General features: G+C 63.7%; 14 protein-coding genes and 3 rRNA genes. 14 read left to right on the forward strand and 3 right to left on the reverse strand.

Annotated elements, in window-relative coordinates:
- The first annotated feature begins 227 nt into the window (after window positions 1–227).
- From AWB92_RS01425 to AWB92_RS01470, 10 genes are read left to right on the forward strand one after another with little or no spacing between them, the layout of a single operon-like run.
- Window positions 228–695: an ATP synthase subunit I gene (locus AWB92_RS01425; protein WP_085183748.1), complete on the forward strand. Its 468-nt coding sequence runs from the start codon at window positions 228–230 to the stop codon at window positions 693–695.
- Entirely contained in the window at window positions 688–1,443 is a 756-nt protein-coding gene (gene atpB, locus AWB92_RS01430; RefSeq protein ID WP_068177976.1) for a F0F1 ATP synthase subunit A, read from the forward strand. Before AWB92_RS01425 ends, atpB begins: the two co-directional genes overlap by 8 nt.
- Window positions 1,444–1,489: 46 nt before the next feature.
- Window positions 1,490–1,735 (forward strand): F0F1 ATP synthase subunit C, encoded by a 246-nt coding sequence (locus AWB92_RS01435; RefSeq protein WP_066928722.1) that lies wholly within the window; start codon window positions 1,490–1,492, stop codon window positions 1,733–1,735.
- 9 nt (window positions 1,736–1,744) lie between these two features.
- Complete coding sequence (locus AWB92_RS01440; RefSeq protein WP_068104764.1) at window positions 1,745–2,263, forward strand: F0F1 ATP synthase subunit B; 519 nt, start codon at window positions 1,745–1,747, stop codon at window positions 2,261–2,263.
- A gap of 5 nt (window positions 2,264–2,268) precedes the next feature.
- Window positions 2,269–3,609, forward strand: coding sequence for a F0F1 ATP synthase subunit B/delta (locus AWB92_RS01445; protein ID WP_085183749.1), 1,341 nt, complete (start codon window positions 2,269–2,271; stop codon window positions 3,607–3,609).
- Window positions 3,610–3,662: 53 nt separating this feature from the next.
- Window positions 3,663–5,336 carry a F0F1 ATP synthase subunit alpha gene (gene atpA, locus AWB92_RS01450; RefSeq protein WP_085183750.1) on the forward strand — a complete coding sequence of 558 codons (1,674 nt, stop codon included), beginning with the start codon at window positions 3,663–3,665 and terminating at the stop codon, window positions 5,334–5,336.
- Window positions 5,337–5,342: 6 nt separating this feature from the next.
- Window positions 5,343–6,260 carry a F0F1 ATP synthase subunit gamma gene (locus AWB92_RS01455; protein WP_068104761.1) on the forward strand — a complete coding sequence of 306 codons (918 nt, stop codon included), beginning with the start codon at window positions 5,343–5,345 and terminating at the stop codon, window positions 6,258–6,260.
- Window positions 6,261–6,279: 19 nt separating this feature from the next.
- Window positions 6,280–7,737, forward strand: coding sequence for a F0F1 ATP synthase subunit beta (gene atpD / locus AWB92_RS01460; RefSeq protein ID WP_068104760.1), 1,458 nt, complete (start codon window positions 6,280–6,282; stop codon window positions 7,735–7,737).
- Window positions 7,738–7,763: 26 nt separating this feature from the next.
- A complete protein-coding gene (locus AWB92_RS01465) occupies window positions 7,764–8,129 on the forward strand; it encodes a F0F1 ATP synthase subunit epsilon (protein WP_068104759.1) in 366 nt (121 codons plus the stop codon).
- A 6-nt stretch (window positions 8,130–8,135) separates the two neighbouring features.
- Window positions 8,136–8,579 carry a DUF2550 domain-containing protein gene (locus tag AWB92_RS01470; protein ID WP_068104757.1) on the forward strand — a complete coding sequence of 148 codons (444 nt, stop codon included), beginning with the start codon at window positions 8,136–8,138 and terminating at the stop codon, window positions 8,577–8,579.
- 76 nt (window positions 8,580–8,655) lie between these two features.
- Here AWB92_RS01470 and AWB92_RS01475 read toward each other — a convergent pair whose 3' ends face one another.
- On the reverse strand, window positions 8,656–9,237 hold the full coding sequence (locus tag AWB92_RS01475; RefSeq protein ID WP_085183751.1) for a cob(I)yrinic acid a,c-diamide adenosyltransferase: 582 nt from the start codon (window positions 9,235–9,237) through the stop codon (window positions 8,656–8,658).
- Between the two features lie 72 nt (window positions 9,238–9,309).
- On the opposite strand from AWB92_RS01475, the gene murA reads away from it, so the two are divergent.
- The 4 genes from murA (at window position 9,310) to rrf (ending at window position 16,038) form a co-directional block, all read left to right on the forward strand.
- On the forward strand, window positions 9,310–10,563 hold the full coding sequence (murA, locus tag AWB92_RS01480) for a UDP-N-acetylglucosamine 1-carboxyvinyltransferase (protein WP_068104755.1): 1,254 nt from the start codon (window positions 9,310–9,312) through the stop codon (window positions 10,561–10,563).
- Between the two features lie 378 nt (window positions 10,564–10,941).
- A 16S ribosomal RNA gene (locus AWB92_RS01485) occupies window positions 10,942–12,461 on the forward strand.
- A 286-nt stretch (window positions 12,462–12,747) separates the two neighbouring features.
- Window positions 12,748–15,845, forward strand: a 23S ribosomal RNA gene (locus AWB92_RS01490).
- Between the two features lie 80 nt (window positions 15,846–15,925).
- A 5S ribosomal RNA gene (rrf, locus tag AWB92_RS01495) occupies window positions 15,926–16,038 on the forward strand.
- Together the 16S, 23S and 5S rRNA genes form the textbook arrangement of a ribosomal RNA operon.
- Window positions 16,039–16,084: 46 nt before the next feature.
- Here the strand turns inward: rrf and AWB92_RS01500 are convergent.
- On the reverse strand, window positions 16,085–16,576 hold the full coding sequence (locus tag AWB92_RS01500; RefSeq protein WP_085183752.1) for a methylated-DNA--[protein]-cysteine S-methyltransferase: 492 nt from the start codon (window positions 16,574–16,576) through the stop codon (window positions 16,085–16,087).
- The gene (locus AWB92_RS01505) at window positions 16,573–18,069 is read right to left on the reverse strand and encodes a DNA-3-methyladenine glycosylase 2 family protein (RefSeq protein ID WP_085183753.1); all 1,497 of its coding nucleotides are present in this window, start codon (window positions 18,067–18,069) and stop codon (window positions 16,573–16,575) included. The genes AWB92_RS01500 and AWB92_RS01505 overlap by 4 nt, the downstream gene beginning before the upstream one ends.
- Window positions 18,070–18,084 lie beyond the last annotated feature (15 nt).

The following is an 18,084-nucleotide window of genomic DNA, read 5'->3' on the forward strand; positions in this document are numbered from 1 at the left end:
AGTAGTGGTGCCCGTCGTATGGTACGGTGCAGGTAGAACCCCAAAAAGAGACCTTGAGGGTTGCCGGCCAGCCGGCCCTTGGGACGCTTGTCCGAGCGCGCCGACTCACGACCGACAAAGGGAGCTACCCCTTGGGTGATTCCAGCGTGACGTGCGATACGCTCGGCGGGCCACCGATCGGTCGGTCGAGGGTTCCCCGCTTTACTACCTGGGATTGAGGTGCTGCAGTGACGACACCAGCGCAGGACGCGCCGTTGGTGTTCCCCTCTGTTGCTTTCCGTCCGGTTCGGCTGTTGGCGATCAGCGTCGCGGTCACCGCGCTCGCGATGCTCGCCGCGGGATTGTCGGGTCGCCTCATGCTCGGCGTGTTCTTCGGTGTCGGGTTGCTACTGGGTTTGCTCAACGCATTGTTGGTCCGGCGTTCGGTCGCGTCGATCACCGCGAAAGAGCATCCACTGAAAAGCTCGATGGCACTCAATTCGGCGACCCGACTGGCGATTATCACCGTCATCGCGTTGGTCATTGCCTACGTTTTCCGGCCGAACGGCTTAGGCGCGATGTTCGGCCTGGCGCTCTTCCAGGTGCTCCTGGTCGTGTCGACCGCGGTGCCGGTCTACAAGAAACTGCGCACGGGGGAGCCGGCCGCGGCCCTGGGCCCGGACGGGCCGGACGGAAGGAGCACCAGCGATGACTGAGACGATCCTGGCCGGTTCCCAGATCGAGGTCGGCGAACACACCACCGCGACGTGGCTGGGCCTGACCGTCAACACCGACACCGTGCTGTCGACCGCGATAGCCGGCGTGATTGTGATCGCCCTGGCGTTCTTCCTGCGCTCCAAGATCACGTCGAGTGGCGTTCCCAGTGGGGTGCAACTGTTTTGGGAGGCGCTCACCATCCAGATGCGCAACCAGATCGAGAGCGCCATCGGGATGCGGATCGCGCCGTTCGTGCTGCCGCTGGCCGTCACCATCTTCATCTTCATCCTGATCTCGAACTGGCTGTCGGTGCTGCCGCTGCAGTACACGGACAAGTCCGGCCACACCACCGAGTTGCTCAAGTCGGCCGCGGCGGACATCAATTACGTTCTGGCGCTGGCCCTTTTCGTCTTCGTCTGCTACCACATCGCGGGCATCTGGCGCCGGGGCATCGTCGGTCACCCGCTCAAGGTGCTCAAGGGGCACGTGGCGTTCCTGGCGCCGATCAACCTGGTCGAAGAATTGGCGAAGCCGATCTCGTTGTCGCTCCGGCTCTTTGGGAACATCTTCGCGGGCGGCATCCTGGTGGCGCTGATCGCGCTCTTCCCGCCCTACATCATGTGGTTGCCCAACGCGATCTGGAAGTCGTTCGACCTGTTCGTCGGGGCGATCCAGGCCTTCATCTTCTCGATCCTGACGATCTTGTACTTCAGCCAGGCCATGGAGCTGGAGGATCACCATGACTAGCCCAGCCAGATAAGCCAACAGATAGAGCTGGATAAAGGAGGAAAGAATGGACCCCACTATCGCTGCCGGTGCCCTCATCGGCGGTGGGATCATCATGGGCGGCGGCGCGATCGGAGCCGGTATCGGTGACGGTATCGCCGGTAACGCGCTGGTTTCGGGCATCGCCCGGCAACCCGAGGCGCAGGGCCGGCTGTTCACGCCGTTCTTCATCACCGTCGGTCTGGTTGAGGCGGCCTACTTCATCAACCTGGCGTTCATGGCGTTGTTCGTATTCGCCACGCCCGTCACGTAGTTCGCTGTGATGGGTGACCCGAACCCCATGGTGCTCGCCGCCGGCCAGGTGGTCGCCGAGGGAGGCAAGGGGGGCAGCAACTTCCTTGTCCCCAACGGCACGTTCTTCTTCGTGCTCGCCATCTTCCTCATCGTGCTCGGCGTCATCGGCACCTTCGTGGTGCCGCCGATCCTCAAGGTGCTGCGCGAACGCGACGCCATGGTTGCCAAGACCGTTGCCGACAACAAGAAGTCGGCGGAGCAGTTCGAAGCCGCCCAGGCCGATTACGAAGAAGCCATGAAGGAGGCCCGCGTGCAGGCGTCGGCCTTCCGTGACAACGCCCGCGCCGAAGGCCGCAAGGTCATCGAGGACGCGCGGGCCCGCGCCGAGCAAGAAGTGATGGCGACGGTGCAACTGGCCTCCGAGCAACTCAAACGGGAACGGGACGCCGTGGAGTTGGATCTGCGCGCCAACGTCGGAACCATGTCGGCGACCCTGGCCAGCCGGATCCTCGGCGTCGACGTCACAACCTCCGCCGCGACAAGGTAAAGCTGATGTCGACTTTTCTCGGACAGTTGCTCGGGTTCGCGGTCATCGTCGCGCTGGTGTGGCGGTACGCCGTGCCGCCGGTGCGCAGGATGATGGCCGCCCGGCAGGATTTGGTGCGCCAGCAGTTGGCCGATTCGGCCGCGGCCGCCGACCGGCTGACCGAGTCGACCACCGCTCACAGCAAGGCGGTCGAGGCGGCCAAGGAAGAGGCCGAACGGGTGGTCGAGGAAGCCCGCGCCGACGCGGAACGCATCACGGAGCAGTTGCAGGCGCAGGCCGGCGTCGAGGCCGAACGCATCGCGGCGCAGGGCGCGCGCCAGGCCGAGCTGCTGCGGGCGCAGCTGACCCGTCAGCTTCGCCTCGAGCTCGGGTACGAATCCGTGCGCCAGGCAGGGGAGTTGGTGCGCAGTTTCGTCGCCGACCCCGACCAGCAGTCGGCGACCGTCGACCGGTTCCTGGACGATCTCGAAGCCATGGCGCCCGCCGCCGCCGAGGTGGCGTACCCGCTGATGACGAAGATGCGCTCCGCCAGCCGCGAGGCGCTGGGCAGCCTGTCGGGTCGATTCGGCACCATCGCCAAAAACCTTGACAACAATGCGCTTTCCAAGCTTTCCGCCGAGCTGGTGTCGGTGGCCAAGATGCTGGACCGCGAAATCGTCGTCACCCGGTACCTCACCGACCCGGCCGAAGACGCGGCGCCCCGGGTCCGGCTGATCGAGCGCCTGGTGTCCGGCAAGGTCAGCGACGCCACGCTGGACGTGCTGCGGGCGGCCGTTTCCGAGCGTTGGTCGGCCAACTCCGATCTGATCGACGCCATCGAGCACATCTCGCGACAGGCGCTGCTGGAGGTCGCCGAACGCGAGGACCGCGTCAGCGAGGTCGAAGAGCAGCTGTTCCGGTTCGCGCGCATCCTCGACGCGCAGCCGCGACTGTCCATCCTGTTGGGCGACTACGCGTCTCCCGCCGAGGGACGAGTTGAGTTGCTGCGCAAGGTGCTTGCCAGCGCCAGCGGCAGGGTCAACCCGGTCGCGCGGGCGCTGCTAAGCCAGACCGTCGAGCTGCTGAGGGGCGAACCGGCCGAGGAGGCCATGAAGTTCTTGGCGCAGGTCGCGGTGGCGCGCCGGGGCGAGATCGTCGCGCAGGTCGGCGCGGCGGCCGAGCTCACCGACGCCCAACGCACCCGTGTCACCGAGGTCCTCAGCCGCATCTACGACCATCCGGTGTCGGTGCAGCTGCAGATCGATCCCGAGTTGCTGGGCGGCCTGTTGATCGCCGTGGCCGACGAGGTGATCGACGGGACGCTCTCGTCTCGGCTGGCCGCGGCGAAGGCCCAGTTGCCCGACTGACCACACCATCACAACAGCATGCGAACGAAGATCAAGTAGGAAGACGAAAAGCCATGGCAGACTTGACAATCTCGGCTGACGACATCCAAAGCGCCATCGAGGAATACGTAGGCTCTTTCACCGCCGACACCGCGCGCGAGGAGGTCGGTACCGTCGTCGACGCCGGCGACGGCATCGCGCACGTCGAAGGTTTGCCCTCCGTGATGACCCAGGAGCTGCTCGAGTTCCCGGGCGGGGTCCTCGGCGTCGCGCTCAACCTGGACGAGCACAGCATCGGTGCGGTCATCCTGGGTGACTTCGAGAAAATCGAAGAGGGACAACAGGTCAAGCGCACCGGCGAGGTGTTGTCGGTCCCCGTCGGCGACGCGTTCCTGGGCCGCGTCGTCAACCCGCTGGGCCAGCCGATCGACGGGCGCGGCGACATCGACACCGACATCCGGCGCGCCCTGGAAATCCAGGCGCCGTCGGTGGTGCAGCGCCAGGGCGTGAAAGAGCCGCTGCAGACCGGGATTAAGGCCATCGACGCGATGACCCCGATCGGCCGCGGGCAGCGCCAGCTGATCATCGGCGACCGCAAGACCGGCAAGACCGCGGTCTGCATCGACACCATCCTCAACCAGCGCCAGAACTGGGAGTCGGGCGACGAGCGCAAGCAGGTGCGCTGCGTGTACGTGGCCATCGGGCAGAAGGGCACCACGATCGCGGCCGTCCGCCGCGCGCTCGACGAGGGCGGCGCGATGGACTACACCACCATCGTCGCCGCGCCCGCGTCGGACTCGGCGGGCTTCAAATGGCTTGCGCCCTACACGGGTTCGGCGATCGCGCAGCACTGGATGTACGACGGCAAGCACGTGCTGATCGTCTTCGACGACCTTTCCAAGCAGGCCGAGGCGTACCGCGCGATCTCGCTGCTGCTGCGCCGCCCGCCGGGCCGCGAGGCGTACCCGGGCGACGTCTTCTACCTGCACTCGCGGTTGCTGGAGCGCTGCGCCAAGCTGTCCGACGACCTCGGCGGCGGTTCGCTGACGGGCCTGCCGATCATCGAGACCAAGGCCAACGACATCTCGGCCTACATCCCCACCAACGTCATCTCGATCACCGACGGACAGTGCTTCTTAGAGTCCGACCTGTTCAACCAGGGTGTCCGGCCAGCGATCAACGTCGGTGTATCGGTGTCCCGCGTGGGTGGCGCGGCGCAGATCAAGGCGATGAAAGAGGTGGCCGGCTCGCTGCGTCTGGACCTGTCGCAGTACCGCGAACTGGAGTCCTTCGCCGCGTTTGCATCCGACCTGGACGCCACATCCAAGGCGCAGCTGGAGCGCGGCGAGCGGCTGGTCGAACTGCTCAAGCAGCGGCAGTACCAGCCCATGCCGGTCGAGGAGCAGGTGGTCTCGATCTTCCTGGGCACCGGCGGCCACCTGGACTCGGTGCCCGTCGAGGACGTCAGGCGGTTCGAAACCGAGTTGCTGGACCACATGCGGGCTTCCGAGGAGAAGTTCCTGGCCGGCATCCGGGACAGCCAGAAGCTCTCGGAAGAGGGCGAAAACGAGCTGACCGAGATCATCAAGAAGTTCAAGAAGGGCTTCGCGGCCTCCGACGGCGGATCAGTGGTGCCCGACGAGCACGTCGAGGCGCTGGACGAGGAAGACCTCGAAAAGGAGTCGGTGCAAGTCAAGAAGGAAAAGCCGAAGAAGGAATCCAAGGACTCCAAGAAGGACAAGAAGTAGCTAACAATGGCGGCCACACTTCGCGAACTGCGCGGCCGGATCCGATCGGCCGGGTCGATCAAAAAGATCACCAAGGCCCAGGAGATGATCGCGACCTCGCGCATCGGTAAGGCGCAGGCACGGCTGGAATCCGCGCGCCCGTACGCATTCCAGATCACCGCGACGCTCACCACCCTGTCCGCCGAAGCGGCGCTGGACCACCCCCTGCTGGTCGAGCGGGAAAACCCGACGCGGGCCGGCGTCCTGGTGGTGTCCTCCGACCGGGGCCTGTGCGGCGCGTACAACTCCAGCGTCTTTCGTCGCTCCGAGGAGCTGTTCTCCCTGCTGAGGGAGGAGGGAAAGACGCCGGTTCTGTACACGGTGGGCCGTAAGGCGCAGAACTACTTCAAATTCCGCAACTGGGACATCACCGAGTCGTGGGCGGGTTTCTCCGAGCAACCCCAGTACGAAAACGCCGCGGAGATCGCCACCACCCTGGTCGACACCTTTATGAAGGGCACCGGGGACGACGAGGATCAGCTGTCCGACGACGACCGGGGCGTCGATGAACTGCACATCGTCTACTCGGAGTTCAAGTCGATGATGTCGCAAACGGCGGTGGCGCACCGCATCGCCCCACTGGTGGTGGAGTACGTCGAGGAAGAAGAGGAACTGCACACCCTGTACTCCTTCGAGCCGGACGCGACGACGCTGTTCGAGGCGCTGCTGCCGCGGTACCTCACCACCCGCGTGTACGCGGCGCTGCTGGAAGCGGCGGCGTCGGAGCTGGCGTCACGCCAACGTGCGATGAAGTCGGCCACCGACAACGCGGACGACCTCATCAAAGAACTGACGCTGATGGCGAACCGCGAGCGGCAGGCCCAGATCACCCAGGAGATCAGCGAAATCGTCGGCGGCGCAAACGCGCTCGCGGACGCTAAGTAGCACACGAGGAAGAAGAGACATGACTGCTACTGACGAGAAGACCAAAGACTCGAAAGACACCGACACCAGCGGCCGCGTCGTGCGCGTCACCGGTCCGGTCGTCGACGTCGAGTTCCCGCGCGGCTCCGTGCCCGACCTGTTCAACGCGCTGCACGCCGACATCACCTTCGAGGAGCTCAAGAAGACGCTCACGCTGGAGGTCGCACAGCACTTGGGCGACAACCTGGTTCGCACGATCTCCCTGCAGCCCACCGATGGCCTGGTGCGCGGCGTGGAGGTCACCGACACCGGCAACTCGATTTCGGTGCCGGTCGGTGAGGGCGTCAAGGGCCACGTCTTCAACGCCCTGGGCGACTGCCTGGACAAGCCGGGCTACGGCGAGGAATTCGACCACTGGTCGATCCACCGCAAGCCGCCGGCCTTCGAGGAGCTCGAGCCGCGTACCGAGATGCTCGAGACCGGCCTGAAGGTCGTCGACCTGCTGACCCCGTACGTCCGCGGCGGCAAGATCGCCCTGTTCGGCGGTGCCGGCGTCGGCAAGACGGTGCTCATCCAGGAGATGATCAACCGCATCGCCCGAAACTTCGGTGGTACTTCGGTTTTCGCCGGGGTGGGCGAGCGCACCCGCGAGGGCAACGACCTGTGGGTCGAGCTCAAGGAAGCCGACGTGCTCAAGGACACCGCGCTGGTGTTCGGTCAGATGGACGAGCCGCCCGGCACCCGTATGCGGGTGGCGCTGTCGGCGCTGACGATGGCGGAGTGGTTCCGCGACGAGGCGGGCCAGGACGTGCTGCTGTTCATCGACAACATCTTCCGGTTCACCCAGGCGGGCTCCGAGGTGTCGACCCTGCTCGGCCGCATGCCGTCGGCGGTGGGCTACCAGCCCACCCTGGCCGACGAGATGGGCGAGCTGCAGGAGCGGATCACCTCGACGCGTGGGCGCTCGATCACGTCGATGCAAGCGGTTTACGTGCCCGCGGACGACTACACCGACCCGGCGCCCGCGACGACGTTCGCGCACCTGGACGCCACCACCGAGCTGTCGCGTTCGGTGTTCTCCAAGGGCATCTTCCCCGCGGTGGACCCGCTGGCGTCGAGCTCGACCATCCTCGACCCCGGTGTGGTCGGCGACGAGCACTACCGGGTGGCGCAGGAAGTCATCCGAATCCTGCAGCGCTACAAGGACCTTCAGGACATCATCGCCATCCTCGGCATCGACGAGCTGTCCGAAGAGGACAAGCAGCTGGTCAACCGGGCGCGGCGCATCGAGCGGTTCCTGTCGCAGAACATGATGGCGGCCGAGCAGTTCACCGGTCAGCCGGGTTCCACGGTGCCGGTGAAGGAGACCATCGAGGCGTTCGACAAGCTGACCAAGGGCGACTTCGACCACATCCCCGAGCAAGCCTTCTTCCTGATCGGTGGCCTCGACGACCTGGCCAAGAAAGCCGAAAGCTTCGGCGCCAAGCTCGATTCCTGAGGGCATGAGTCGAAAGGCACAGTGGTATGGCCGAATTGAACGTTGAGATAGTCGCCGTCGACCGGAAGATCTGGTCGGGTGAGGCAACGTTCCTGTTCACCCGCACCACCGTCGGCGAGATCGGGATCCTGCCCCGGCACATCCCGCTGGTGGCGCAGTTGGTTGACGACGCCATGGTTCGTGTCGAACGCGAAGGCGAGGACGACCTGCGGATCGCGGTGGACGGCGGGTTCCTGTCGGTCACCGAGGAGACCGTCACAGTCCTTGCCGAATCCGCGGAGTTCGAGTCGGAGATCGACGAGAGTTCGGCCCGGGAGGACGCCGAGTCCGACGATCCCCGCATTGCCGCCAGGGGGCGCGCCAGACTGCGCGCCGTCGGCGCGATCGACTAATTGCCGATGAGCGCGCCCATGATCGGCATGGTCGTGCTCGTCGTGTTGTTAGGCGCCGCAGTCCTCGCGCTGAGCTATCGGCTGTTGAAGCTGCGCCAGGGCGGAACCGCGGGAATCATGCGGGACATCCCCGCCGTCGGCGGTCATGGTTGGCGGCACGGGGTGATCCGGTACCGCGGTGGCGAGGCCGCGTTCTACCGGCTGTCCAGTTTGCGGTTGTGGCCGGACCGCCGCCTCAGCCGGCGCGGCGTGGAGATCGTCGCCCGGCGTGCCCCGCGCGGCGACGAGTTCGACATCATGACCGACGAGATCGTCGTGCTGGAGCTGCGTGACACGACGCAGGACCGCCGGTCGGGTTACGAGCTCGCGCTCGACAAGGGCGCGCTGACCGCGTTCTTATCCTGGCTGGAGTCGCGGCCCTCACCGCGCGCCCGCCGCCGCAGCGTTTAGCGCCGAGCGACGTCGAAACTGCGGTGAGAGCGTCGTTTTCGCCCGAATTGCGATCTGTGCGCAGACCCGATGCCACCTACGCGTTCGCCGCGCCGCCGCCGGGCCGCCACAGCACGTCCCCGCCGGGGTTGGCTGCCCTCGCCAGGATGAACAGCAGGTCCGACAGCCGGTTGAGGTATTTGGCCGGCAGCACGCTGACCCCGTCCGGGTGGGAATCGAGCGCCGACCACGCCGAGCGCTCGGCCCGCCGCACCACGGTGCGGGCGACGTGCAACAGCGCCGACAATGGCGAACCACCGGGCAGCACAAAGGAATTCAGCGCCGGCAGGGGCTCGTTATATTTGTCACACCACGCCTCGAGCCGATCGACGTAGGACTGGGCGACCCGCAGCGGGGGATGTTCGGGGTTCTCCACCACGGGGGTGGACAGATCCGCACCGGCGTCGAACAAGTCGTTCTGGATCTGGCGCAGCACACCGGCGATCTCCTCGTCGGGTTGGCCGAGGGCGATCGCGACGCCGATCGCGGAGTTGGCCTCGTCGCAGTCCGCGTACGCCACCAGGCGGGGGTCGTTTTTGGAGACCCGTGAGAAATCGCTCAATCCCGTCGTTCCGTCGTCGCCGGTCCGGGTATAGATGCGGGTCAGGTGTATCGCCATGGGCCAAACGGTACTCGGCATGCGGCGCCCGGCTGACTGACAAGCCGATACCGCTTCACTAGACTGACGCGGGTGGCTGAGCGATTCGTGGTGACCGGCGGCACTCGGTTGTCAGGCGAAGTCGCTGTGGGGGGTGCCAAGAACAGCGTGCTCAAGCTGATGGCGGCGACTCTGCTGGCCGAGGGCACCAGCACCATCACCAACTGCCCGGACATCCTCGACGTCCCGCTGATGGCGGAGGTGTTGCGCGGCCTCGGTGCCACCGTCGAACTCGACGGCGACGTCGCCCGCATCACCTCGCCCGACGAACCCAAGTACGACGCCGACTTCGCCGCAGTGCGACAGTTCCGCGCCTCCGTCTGCGTGCTCGGGCCACTTGTCGGCCGGTGCAAGCGCGCCAGGGTCGCGCTGCCGGGCGGCGACGCGATCGGTTCCCGGCCGCTGGACATGCATCAGGCCGGCCTGCGGCAGCTGGGCGCGCAGTGCAACATCGAGCACGGGTGCGTGGTTGCTCAGGCAGAAACGTTGCGCGGCGCGGAAATTCAGTTGGAGTTCCCCTCCGTCGGCGCCACCGAGAACATTCTGATGGCCGCCGTCGTGGCGGAGGGAGTCACCACGATCCACAACGCGGCGCGCGAACCCGACGTGGTGGACCTGTGCACGATGCTCAACCAGATGGGCGCGCAGATCGAGGGCGCCGGTTCGCCGACCATGACGATCACCGGCGTCCCGCGACTGCACCCCACCGAGCACCGCGTGATCGGGGACCGCATCGTCGCCGCCACGTGGGGCATCGCCGCCGCGATGACCCGCGGCGACATCGAGGTCACCGGCGTCGACCCGGCCCACCTGCAGGTGGTGCTGCACAAGCTGCACGACGCCGGCGCGACCGTCACCCAGACCGACAACAGCTTCCGGGTCGCCCAGTACGAGCGCCCGAAGGCCGTCAACGTGGCGACCTTGCCGTTCCCTGGGTTTCCGACCGACCTGCAGCCCATGGCCATCGCGCTGGCGTCGATCGCCGACGGCACCTCGATGATCACCGAGAACGTGTTCGAGGCGCGGTTCCGGTTCGTCGAGGAGATGATCCGGCTGGGCGCCGACGCGCGCACCGACGGGCACCACGCCGTCGTGCGTGGCCTGCCGCAACTGTCCAGCGCCCCGGTCTGGTGTTCGGACATCCGGGCCGGCGCCGGCCTGGTGCTGGCGGGGCTGGTCGCCGACGGCGATACCGAGGTTCACGACGTCTTTCACATCGATCGCGGCTACCCGTTGTTCGTGGAAAACCTCGCGATTTTGGGAGCGGAGATCGAGCGGGTAGAGTAGTCAAAGTCAGTGCCCCACAAGGGCGGTCACCTCACGAAGATGGCCGAAACCGGGGCTTGACTCCCTCGCCGGATCGGTACTAGCCTGGCACGGCTGCCCCGCAGCGGTCACCACAATGAGATGGCCAAAACTGGGGCTTGACGCCTCCGCCAGACCGGTATTAAGCTGGCAGGGTTGCCCGGAAGCGGGCGAAAACAAGCGTGAGTGTTGTTTGAGAACTCAATAGTGTGTTTGGTCTTTTTATTTTGTTGTTGTTTTTGACCATACTTGCACCCCCCGTGTGTGGGTATGGTCGTTTTTTGATGCCAGTAATATTGGTGTCTTTTGTTAGGTCAGATTTTCTCTGATTGTAAATTCACCTCGTTATCGAGGGGTTTTTGTTTGGAGAGTTTGATCCTGGCTCAGGACGAACGCTGGCGGCGTGCTTAACACATGCAAGTCGAACGGAAAGGCCCCTTCGGGGGTACTCGAGTGGCGAACGGGTGAGTAACACGTGGGTAATCTGCCCTGCACTTCGGGATAAGCCTGGGAAACTGGGTCTAATACCGGATAGGACCCCGAGGCGCATGCCTTGGGGTGGAAAGCTTTTGCGGTGTGGGATGGGCCCGCGGCCTATCAGCTTGTTGGTGGGGTGACGGCCTACCAAGGCGACGACGGGTAGCCGGCCTGAGAGGGTGTCCGGCCACACTGGGACTGAGATACGGCCCAGACTCCTACGGGAGGCAGCAGTGGGGAATATTGCACAATGGGCGCAAGCCTGATGCAGCGACGCCGCGTGGGGGATGACGGCCTTCGGGTTGTAAACCTCTTTCAGCAGGGACGAAGCGCAAGTGACGGTACCTGCAGAAGAAGCACCGGCCAACTACGTGCCAGCAGCCGCGGTAATACGTAGGGTGCGAGCGTTGTCCGGAATTACTGGGCGTAAAGAGCTCGTAGGTGGTTTGTCGCGTTGTTCGTGAAATCTCACGGCTTAACTGTGAGCGTGCGGGCGATACGGGCAGACTGGAGTACTGCAGGGGAGACTGGAATTCCTGGTGTAGCGGTGGAATGCGCAGATATCAGGAGGAACACCGGTGGCGAAGGCGGGTCTCTGGGCAGTAACTGACGCTGAGGAGCGAAAGCGTGGGGAGCGAACAGGATTAGATACCCTGGTAGTCCACGCCGTAAACGGTGGGTACTAGGTGTGGGTTTCCTTCCTTGGGATCCGTGCCGTAGCTAACGCATTAAGTACCCCGCCTGGGGAGTACGGCCGCAAGGCTAAAACTCAAAGGAATTGACGGGGGCCCGCACAAGCGGCGGAGCATGTGGATTAATTCGATGCAACGCGAAGAACCTTACCTGGGTTTGACATGCACAGGACGCCGGCAGAGATGTCGGTTCCCTTGTGGCCTGTGTGCAGGTGGTGCATGGCTGTCGTCAGCTCGTGTCGTGAGATGTTGGGTTAAGTCCCGCAACGAGCGCAACCCTTGTCTCATGTTGCCAGCGCGTAATGGCGGGGACTCGTGAGAGACTGCCGGGGTCAACTCGGAGGAAGGTGGGGATGACGTCAAGTCATCATGCCCCTTATGTCCAGGGCTTCACACATGCTACAATGGCCGGTACAAAGGGCTGCGATGCCGCAAGGTTAAGCGAATCCTTTTAAAGCCGGTCTCAGTTCGGATCGGGGTCTGCAACTCGACCCCGTGAAGTCGGAGTCGCTAGTAATCGCAGATCAGCAACGCTGCGGTGAATACGTTCCCGGGCCTTGTACACACCGCCCGTCACGTCATGAAAGTCGGTAACACCCGAAGCCAGTGGCCTAACCCTTTGGGAGGGAGCTGTCGAAGGTGGGATCGGCGATTGGGACGAAGTCGTAACAAGGTAGCCGTACCGGAAGGTGCGGCTGGATCACCTCCTTTCTAAGGAGCACCACGAAAAGCACCCCAATTGGTGGGGTGCAAGCCGTGAGGGGTTCTCGCCTGTAGTGGGCGGGGCCGGGTGCGCAACAGCAAATGATTGCCAGACACACTATTGGGCCCTGAGGCAACACTCGGATCGATTGAGTGCTTGTCCCCCCATCTTGGTGGTGGGGTGTGGTGTTTGAGAACTGGATAGTGGTTGCGAGCATCTAAACGAATGCGTTGCCTCCGAAATGGAGTGCGGCGGATTCGTTGAAATGTGTAATTTTTCTTTGGTTTTTGTGTTTTGTAAGTGCTTAAGGGCGCATGGTGGATGCCTTGGCATCGAGAGCCGATGAAGGACGTGGGAGGCTGCGATATGCCTCGGGGAGCTGTCAACCGAGCGTTGATCCGAGGATTTCCGAATGGGGAAACCCAGCACGAGTGATGTCGTGTTACCCGCATCTGAATATATAGGGTGCGGGAGGGAACGCGGGGAAGTGAAACATCTCAGTACCCGTAGGAGAAGAAAACAATTGTGATTCCGTCAGTAGTGGCGAGCGAACGCGGAACATGGCTAAACCGCACGCATGCGATACCGGGTAGGGGTTGTGTGTGCGGGGTTGTGGGATTGATACGTCTCAGCTCTACCTGGCTGGGAGGTAGTCAGAAAGTGTCGTAGTTAGCGGAAGTGGCCTGGGATGGTCCGCCATAGACGGTGAGAGCCCGGTACGCGAAAGCTCGGCACCTACCTTGTATCAACTCCCGAGTAGCAGCGGGCCCGTGGAATCTGCTGTGAATCTGCCGGGACCACCCGGTAAGCCTAAATACTTCTCGATGACCGATAGCGGATTAGTACCGTGAGGGAATGGTGAAAAGTACCCCGGGAGGGGAGTGAAAGAGTACCTGAAACCGTGTGCCTACAATCCGTCAGAGCCTCCTCGTGGGGTGATGGCGTGCCTTTTGAAGAATGAGCCTGCGAGTCAGGGACACGTCGCGAGGTTAACCCGTGTGGGGTAGCCGCAGCGAAAGCGAGTCTGAATAGGGCGCATCCCCTTTGGGGTGTAGTGGCGTGTTCTGGACCCGAAGCGGAGTGATCTACCCATGGCCAGGGTGAAGCGCGGGTAAGACCGCGTGGAGGCCCGAACCCACTTAGGTTGAAGACTGAGGGGATGAGTTGTGGGTAGGGGTGAAAGGCCAATCAAACTCCGTGATAGCTGGTTCTCCCCGAAATGCATTTAGGTGCAGCGTTGCGTGTTTCACCACGGAGGTAGAGCTACTGGATGGCCGATGGGCCCTACTAGGTTACTGACGTCAGCCAAACTCCGAATGCCGTGGTGTATAGCGTGGCAGTGAGACGGCGGGGGATAAGCTCCGTACGTCGAAAGGGAAACAGCCCAGATCGCCGGCTAAGGCCCCAAAGCGTGTGCTAAGTGGGAAAGGATGTGCAGTCGCAGAGACAACCAGGAGGTTGGCTTAGAAGCAGCCACCCTTGAAAGAGTGCGTAATAGCTCACTGGTCAAGTGATTGTGCGCCGATAATGTAGCGGGGCTCAAGCACACCGCCGAAGCCGCGACAACCGCAAGGTTGGGTAGGGGAGCGTCCCCCATTCAGCGAAGCTACCGGGTGACCGGTGGTGGAGGGTGGGGGAGTGAGAATGCAGGCATGAGTAGCGATAAGGCAAGTGAGAACCTTGCCCGCCGTAAGACCAAGGGTTCCTGGGCCAGGCCAGTCCGCCCAGGGTGAGTCGGGACCTAAGGCGAGGCCGACAGGCGTAGTCGATGGACAACGGGTTGATATTCCCGTACCCGTGTGTGGGCGCCCGTGATGAATCAATTCTGCTAACCACCCAAAAGGTGGTCTATCAATCCCTTCGGGGTGCGAAGATCGCCGGCTGCGTGGGACCCGGATTGGTAGTAGTCAAGCAATGGGGTGACGCAGGAAGGTAGCCGTACCAGTCAGTGGTAATACTGGGGCAAACCTGTAGGGAGAGCGATAGGCAAATCCGTCGCTCATATTCCTGAGAGGTGATGCATAGCCGATTGAGGCGAATTCGGTGATCCTCTGCTGCCAAGAAAAGCCTCTAGCGAGCACACACACGGCCCGTACCCCAAACCGACACAGGTGGTCAGGTAGAGCATACCGAGGCGTACGAGATAACTATGGTTAAGGAACTCGGCAAAATGCCCCCGTAACTTCGGGAGAAGGGGGGCCGGAACACCGTGAACAGCCTTGCGCTGGGAGCGGGATCCGGTCGCAGAAACCAGCGAGAAGCGACTGTTTACTAAAAACACAGGTCCGTGCGAAGTCGCAAGACGATGTATACGGACTGACGCCTGCCCGGTGCTGGAAGGTTAAGAGGACCCGTTAACCGCAAGGTGAAGCGGAGAATTTAAGCCCCAGTAAACGGCGGTGGTAACTATAACCATCCTAAGGTAGCGAAATTCCTTGTCGGGTAAGTTCCGACCTGCACGAATGGCGTAACGACTTCTCGACTGTCTCAACCATAGACTCGGCGAAATTGCACTACGAGTAAAGATGCTCGTTACGCGCGGCAGGACGAAAAGACCCCGGGACCTTCACTACAACTTGGTATTGGTGTTCGGTACGGTTTGTGTAGGATAGGTGGGAGACTGTGAAACCCCAACGCCAGTTGGGGCGGAGTCGTTGTTGAAATACCACTCTGATCGTATTGGACACCTAACGTCGAACCCTTATCGGGTTCACGGACAGTGCCTGGCGGGTAGTTTAACTGGGGCGGTTGCCTCCTAAAATGTAACGGAGGCGCCCAAAGGTTCCCTCAACCTGGACGGCAATCAGGTGTTGAGTGTAAATGCACAAGGGAGCTTGACTGCGAGACTTACAAGTCAAGCAGGGACGAAAGTCGGGATTAGTGATCCGGCACCCCCGAGTGGAAGGGGTGTCGCTCAACGGATAAAAGGTACCCCGGGGATAACAGGCTGATCTTCCCCAAGAGTCCATATCGACGGGATGGTTTGGCACCTCGATGTCGGCTCGTCGCATCCTGGGGCTGGAGCAGGTCCCAAGGGTTGGGCTGTTCGCCCATTAAAGCGGCACGCGAGCTGGGTTTAGAACGTCGTGAGACAGTTCGGTCTCTATCCGCCGCGCGCGTCAGAAACTTGAGGAAACCTGTCCCTAGTACGAGAGGACCGGGACGGACGAACCTCTAGTGCACCAGTTGTCCCACCAGGGGCACCGCTGGATAGCTACGTTCGGACAGGATAACCGCTGAAAGCATCTAAGCGGGAAACCTTCTCCAAGATCAGGTTTCTCACCCTTTTAGAGGGATAAGGCCCCCCGCAGAACACGGGTTCGATAGGCCAGACCTAGAAGCCCAGCAATGGGTGTAGGGAACTGGCACTAACCGGCCGAAAACTTACCAAACACAATTCGCAACCACATTCCAGCGCCTGACAGAAATGTCGTGGCGCGCCACACCCCCCACCAATACATTTAAATAGAGTTACGGCGGCCACAGCGACAGGGAAACGCCCGGTCCCATCCCGAACCCGGAAGCTAAGCCTGTCAGCGCCAATGATACTGCCCACTCGGGTGGAAAAGTAGGACACCGCCGAACATATACAAAAACGCCCCCGGCAACGGGGGCGTTTTTGCATTCGCTATTAATCGAATAACGTCAAATTCTCGCTCCGCTTTTCCAGTTCGAGCAGCGAGCGCTTCCGGTCGAGCCCGCCGCCGAAGCCGGTCAGGCTCCCGTTGGCGCCGATCACCCGGTGGCAGGGGACGACGATGGCGATCGGATTGTGGCCGTTGGCCCAGCCGACGGCCCGCGCGGATCCCGGGGACCCGATCTGGTCGGCGATTTCCCCATAGGAACGGGTCTCGCCGTACGGGATCGTCAGCAGCGCATTCCATACCCGCCGCTGGAATTCGGTGCCGCCCAGCTCGAGTTCGACGTCGAACTCGGTGAGCTCGCCGGCGAAATACGCGTTCAGTTGCTCGACGGCGTCGCCGAAGGCCTGTGGATCGGGCGACCAGTCGGCGCGGTCGGGTTCGTAGGTCTGGTCGACCATCCGCAGATTCGTCAGCACCGAGCCGTGCCCGGCCAGGGTGAGGAATCCGATCGGGCTGTCGATCGTGCAGTAGCGGATCATGCGACTTCCCCCACAGACTTGGGCGGCCAATGGTTTACCGGATGCTCGAGGGTGGTCCACAAATGCTGGGTGGCGTACGAGCGCCAGGGCCGCCATCGGGCGCTGCGCTCGATGAGCTTTCGCTGATCGTCGGGCAGTCCAAGTTCCTTTGCGGCCAACCGCAGTCCGAGGTCGCTGGCGGGAAAGGCGTCCGGGTCGCCCAGGGCGCGCATCGCGATCACCTCCGCGGTCCAGGGGCCGACACCGGGCAGCGCCAGCAGCTGCGCGCGGGCGCTGTTCCAATCGCTGCCCGCGTCCAGGGCGATGCTGCCGTCGGCAAGTCCCGCGATCAGCGCGGTGAGGGTCCGTCGGCGGCCCTTCGGCACCGCCAGGTGGACGGGATCGATCTCGGCCAGCTCGTCGACCGACGGGAAGGTGTGGGTCAATGCGCCCGCGGGATCCTTGATGAGCCTCCCGTAGGCCGCCACCAGCCTGCCGGCGTGGGTTCTCGCCGCCTTGGTCGAGACCTGTTGGCCGAGCACGGCGCGCACGGCGAGCTCGGCCTCGTCGACGGTGCGCGGAATCCGTTGCCCCGGAGCCTTTTTCACCACGGGCGCCAGCTCGGGGTCGGTGGTCAGCGCGTCGACCACGGCTTCGGGGTCGGCGTCGAGGTCCAGCAGCCGCCGGCAGCGGGCGATCGCGGTGGTGAGGTCGCGGAAGTCGTCCAGCGCCAGTTGGCAGCGCACATGGTCGACGGCCGGCATTAGCGTCACGACGGCGCTGCCCCGGGGCAGCCGAAGGCTGCGCCGGTAGGCACCGTCGCGGACCTCCTCACACCCGGGCACCATGCCGGCCGCCAGGTGACCGAATACGCCCTCGTAGGCGAACGGCGTGCGCGCCGGTAGCCGGAGGCACAGCGCCCCAGGCGAATTGGCGTCCGGCGCCGACCGCGCCGCCGCGCGTTTGCGCAACGCGGTCGGCGTGATTTCGAACACCAGACGCACGGTGTCGTTGAACTGTCGGATGCTGGAGAACCCGGCGGCGAAGGCGACGTCGCCGAACGGCAGGTCCGTGGTCTCGATGAGCACCCGGGCGGTCTGCGCCCGTTGTGCGCGGGCCAGCGCGAGTGGCCCGGCGCCAACCTCGGCCTGCAGGAGGCGCTCCAGCTGGCGGGTCGTGTAACCGAGGCGGCCCGCGAGTCCTCCTACACCTTCCCGGTCCACCGTGCCGTCCGCGATGAGCCGCATGGTGCGCGCGACGACGTCGCCGCGCATGTTCCATTCGGGGGATCCAGGAGACGCGTCGGGCCGGCATCGCTTGCACGCGCGGAATCCCGCTTTCTGCGCGGTCGCCGCGGTCGGATAGAACCGCACGTTGCGGGCGAAGGGCGGCCGCACCGGGCAGCTGGGCCGGCAATAGATCCGGGTCGTCAGCACGGCCGTGACGAACCAGCCGTCGAAGCGGGCGTCCTTGGACTGGACGGCCCGGTAGCAGCGTTCGAAGTCTTCGTGCACGGTTCCACAGTTACA

Source organism: Mycobacterium sp. IEC1808, from assembly GCF_002101935.1.
Classification (GTDB): domain Bacteria; phylum Actinomycetota; class Actinomycetes; order Mycobacteriales; family Mycobacteriaceae; genus Mycobacterium.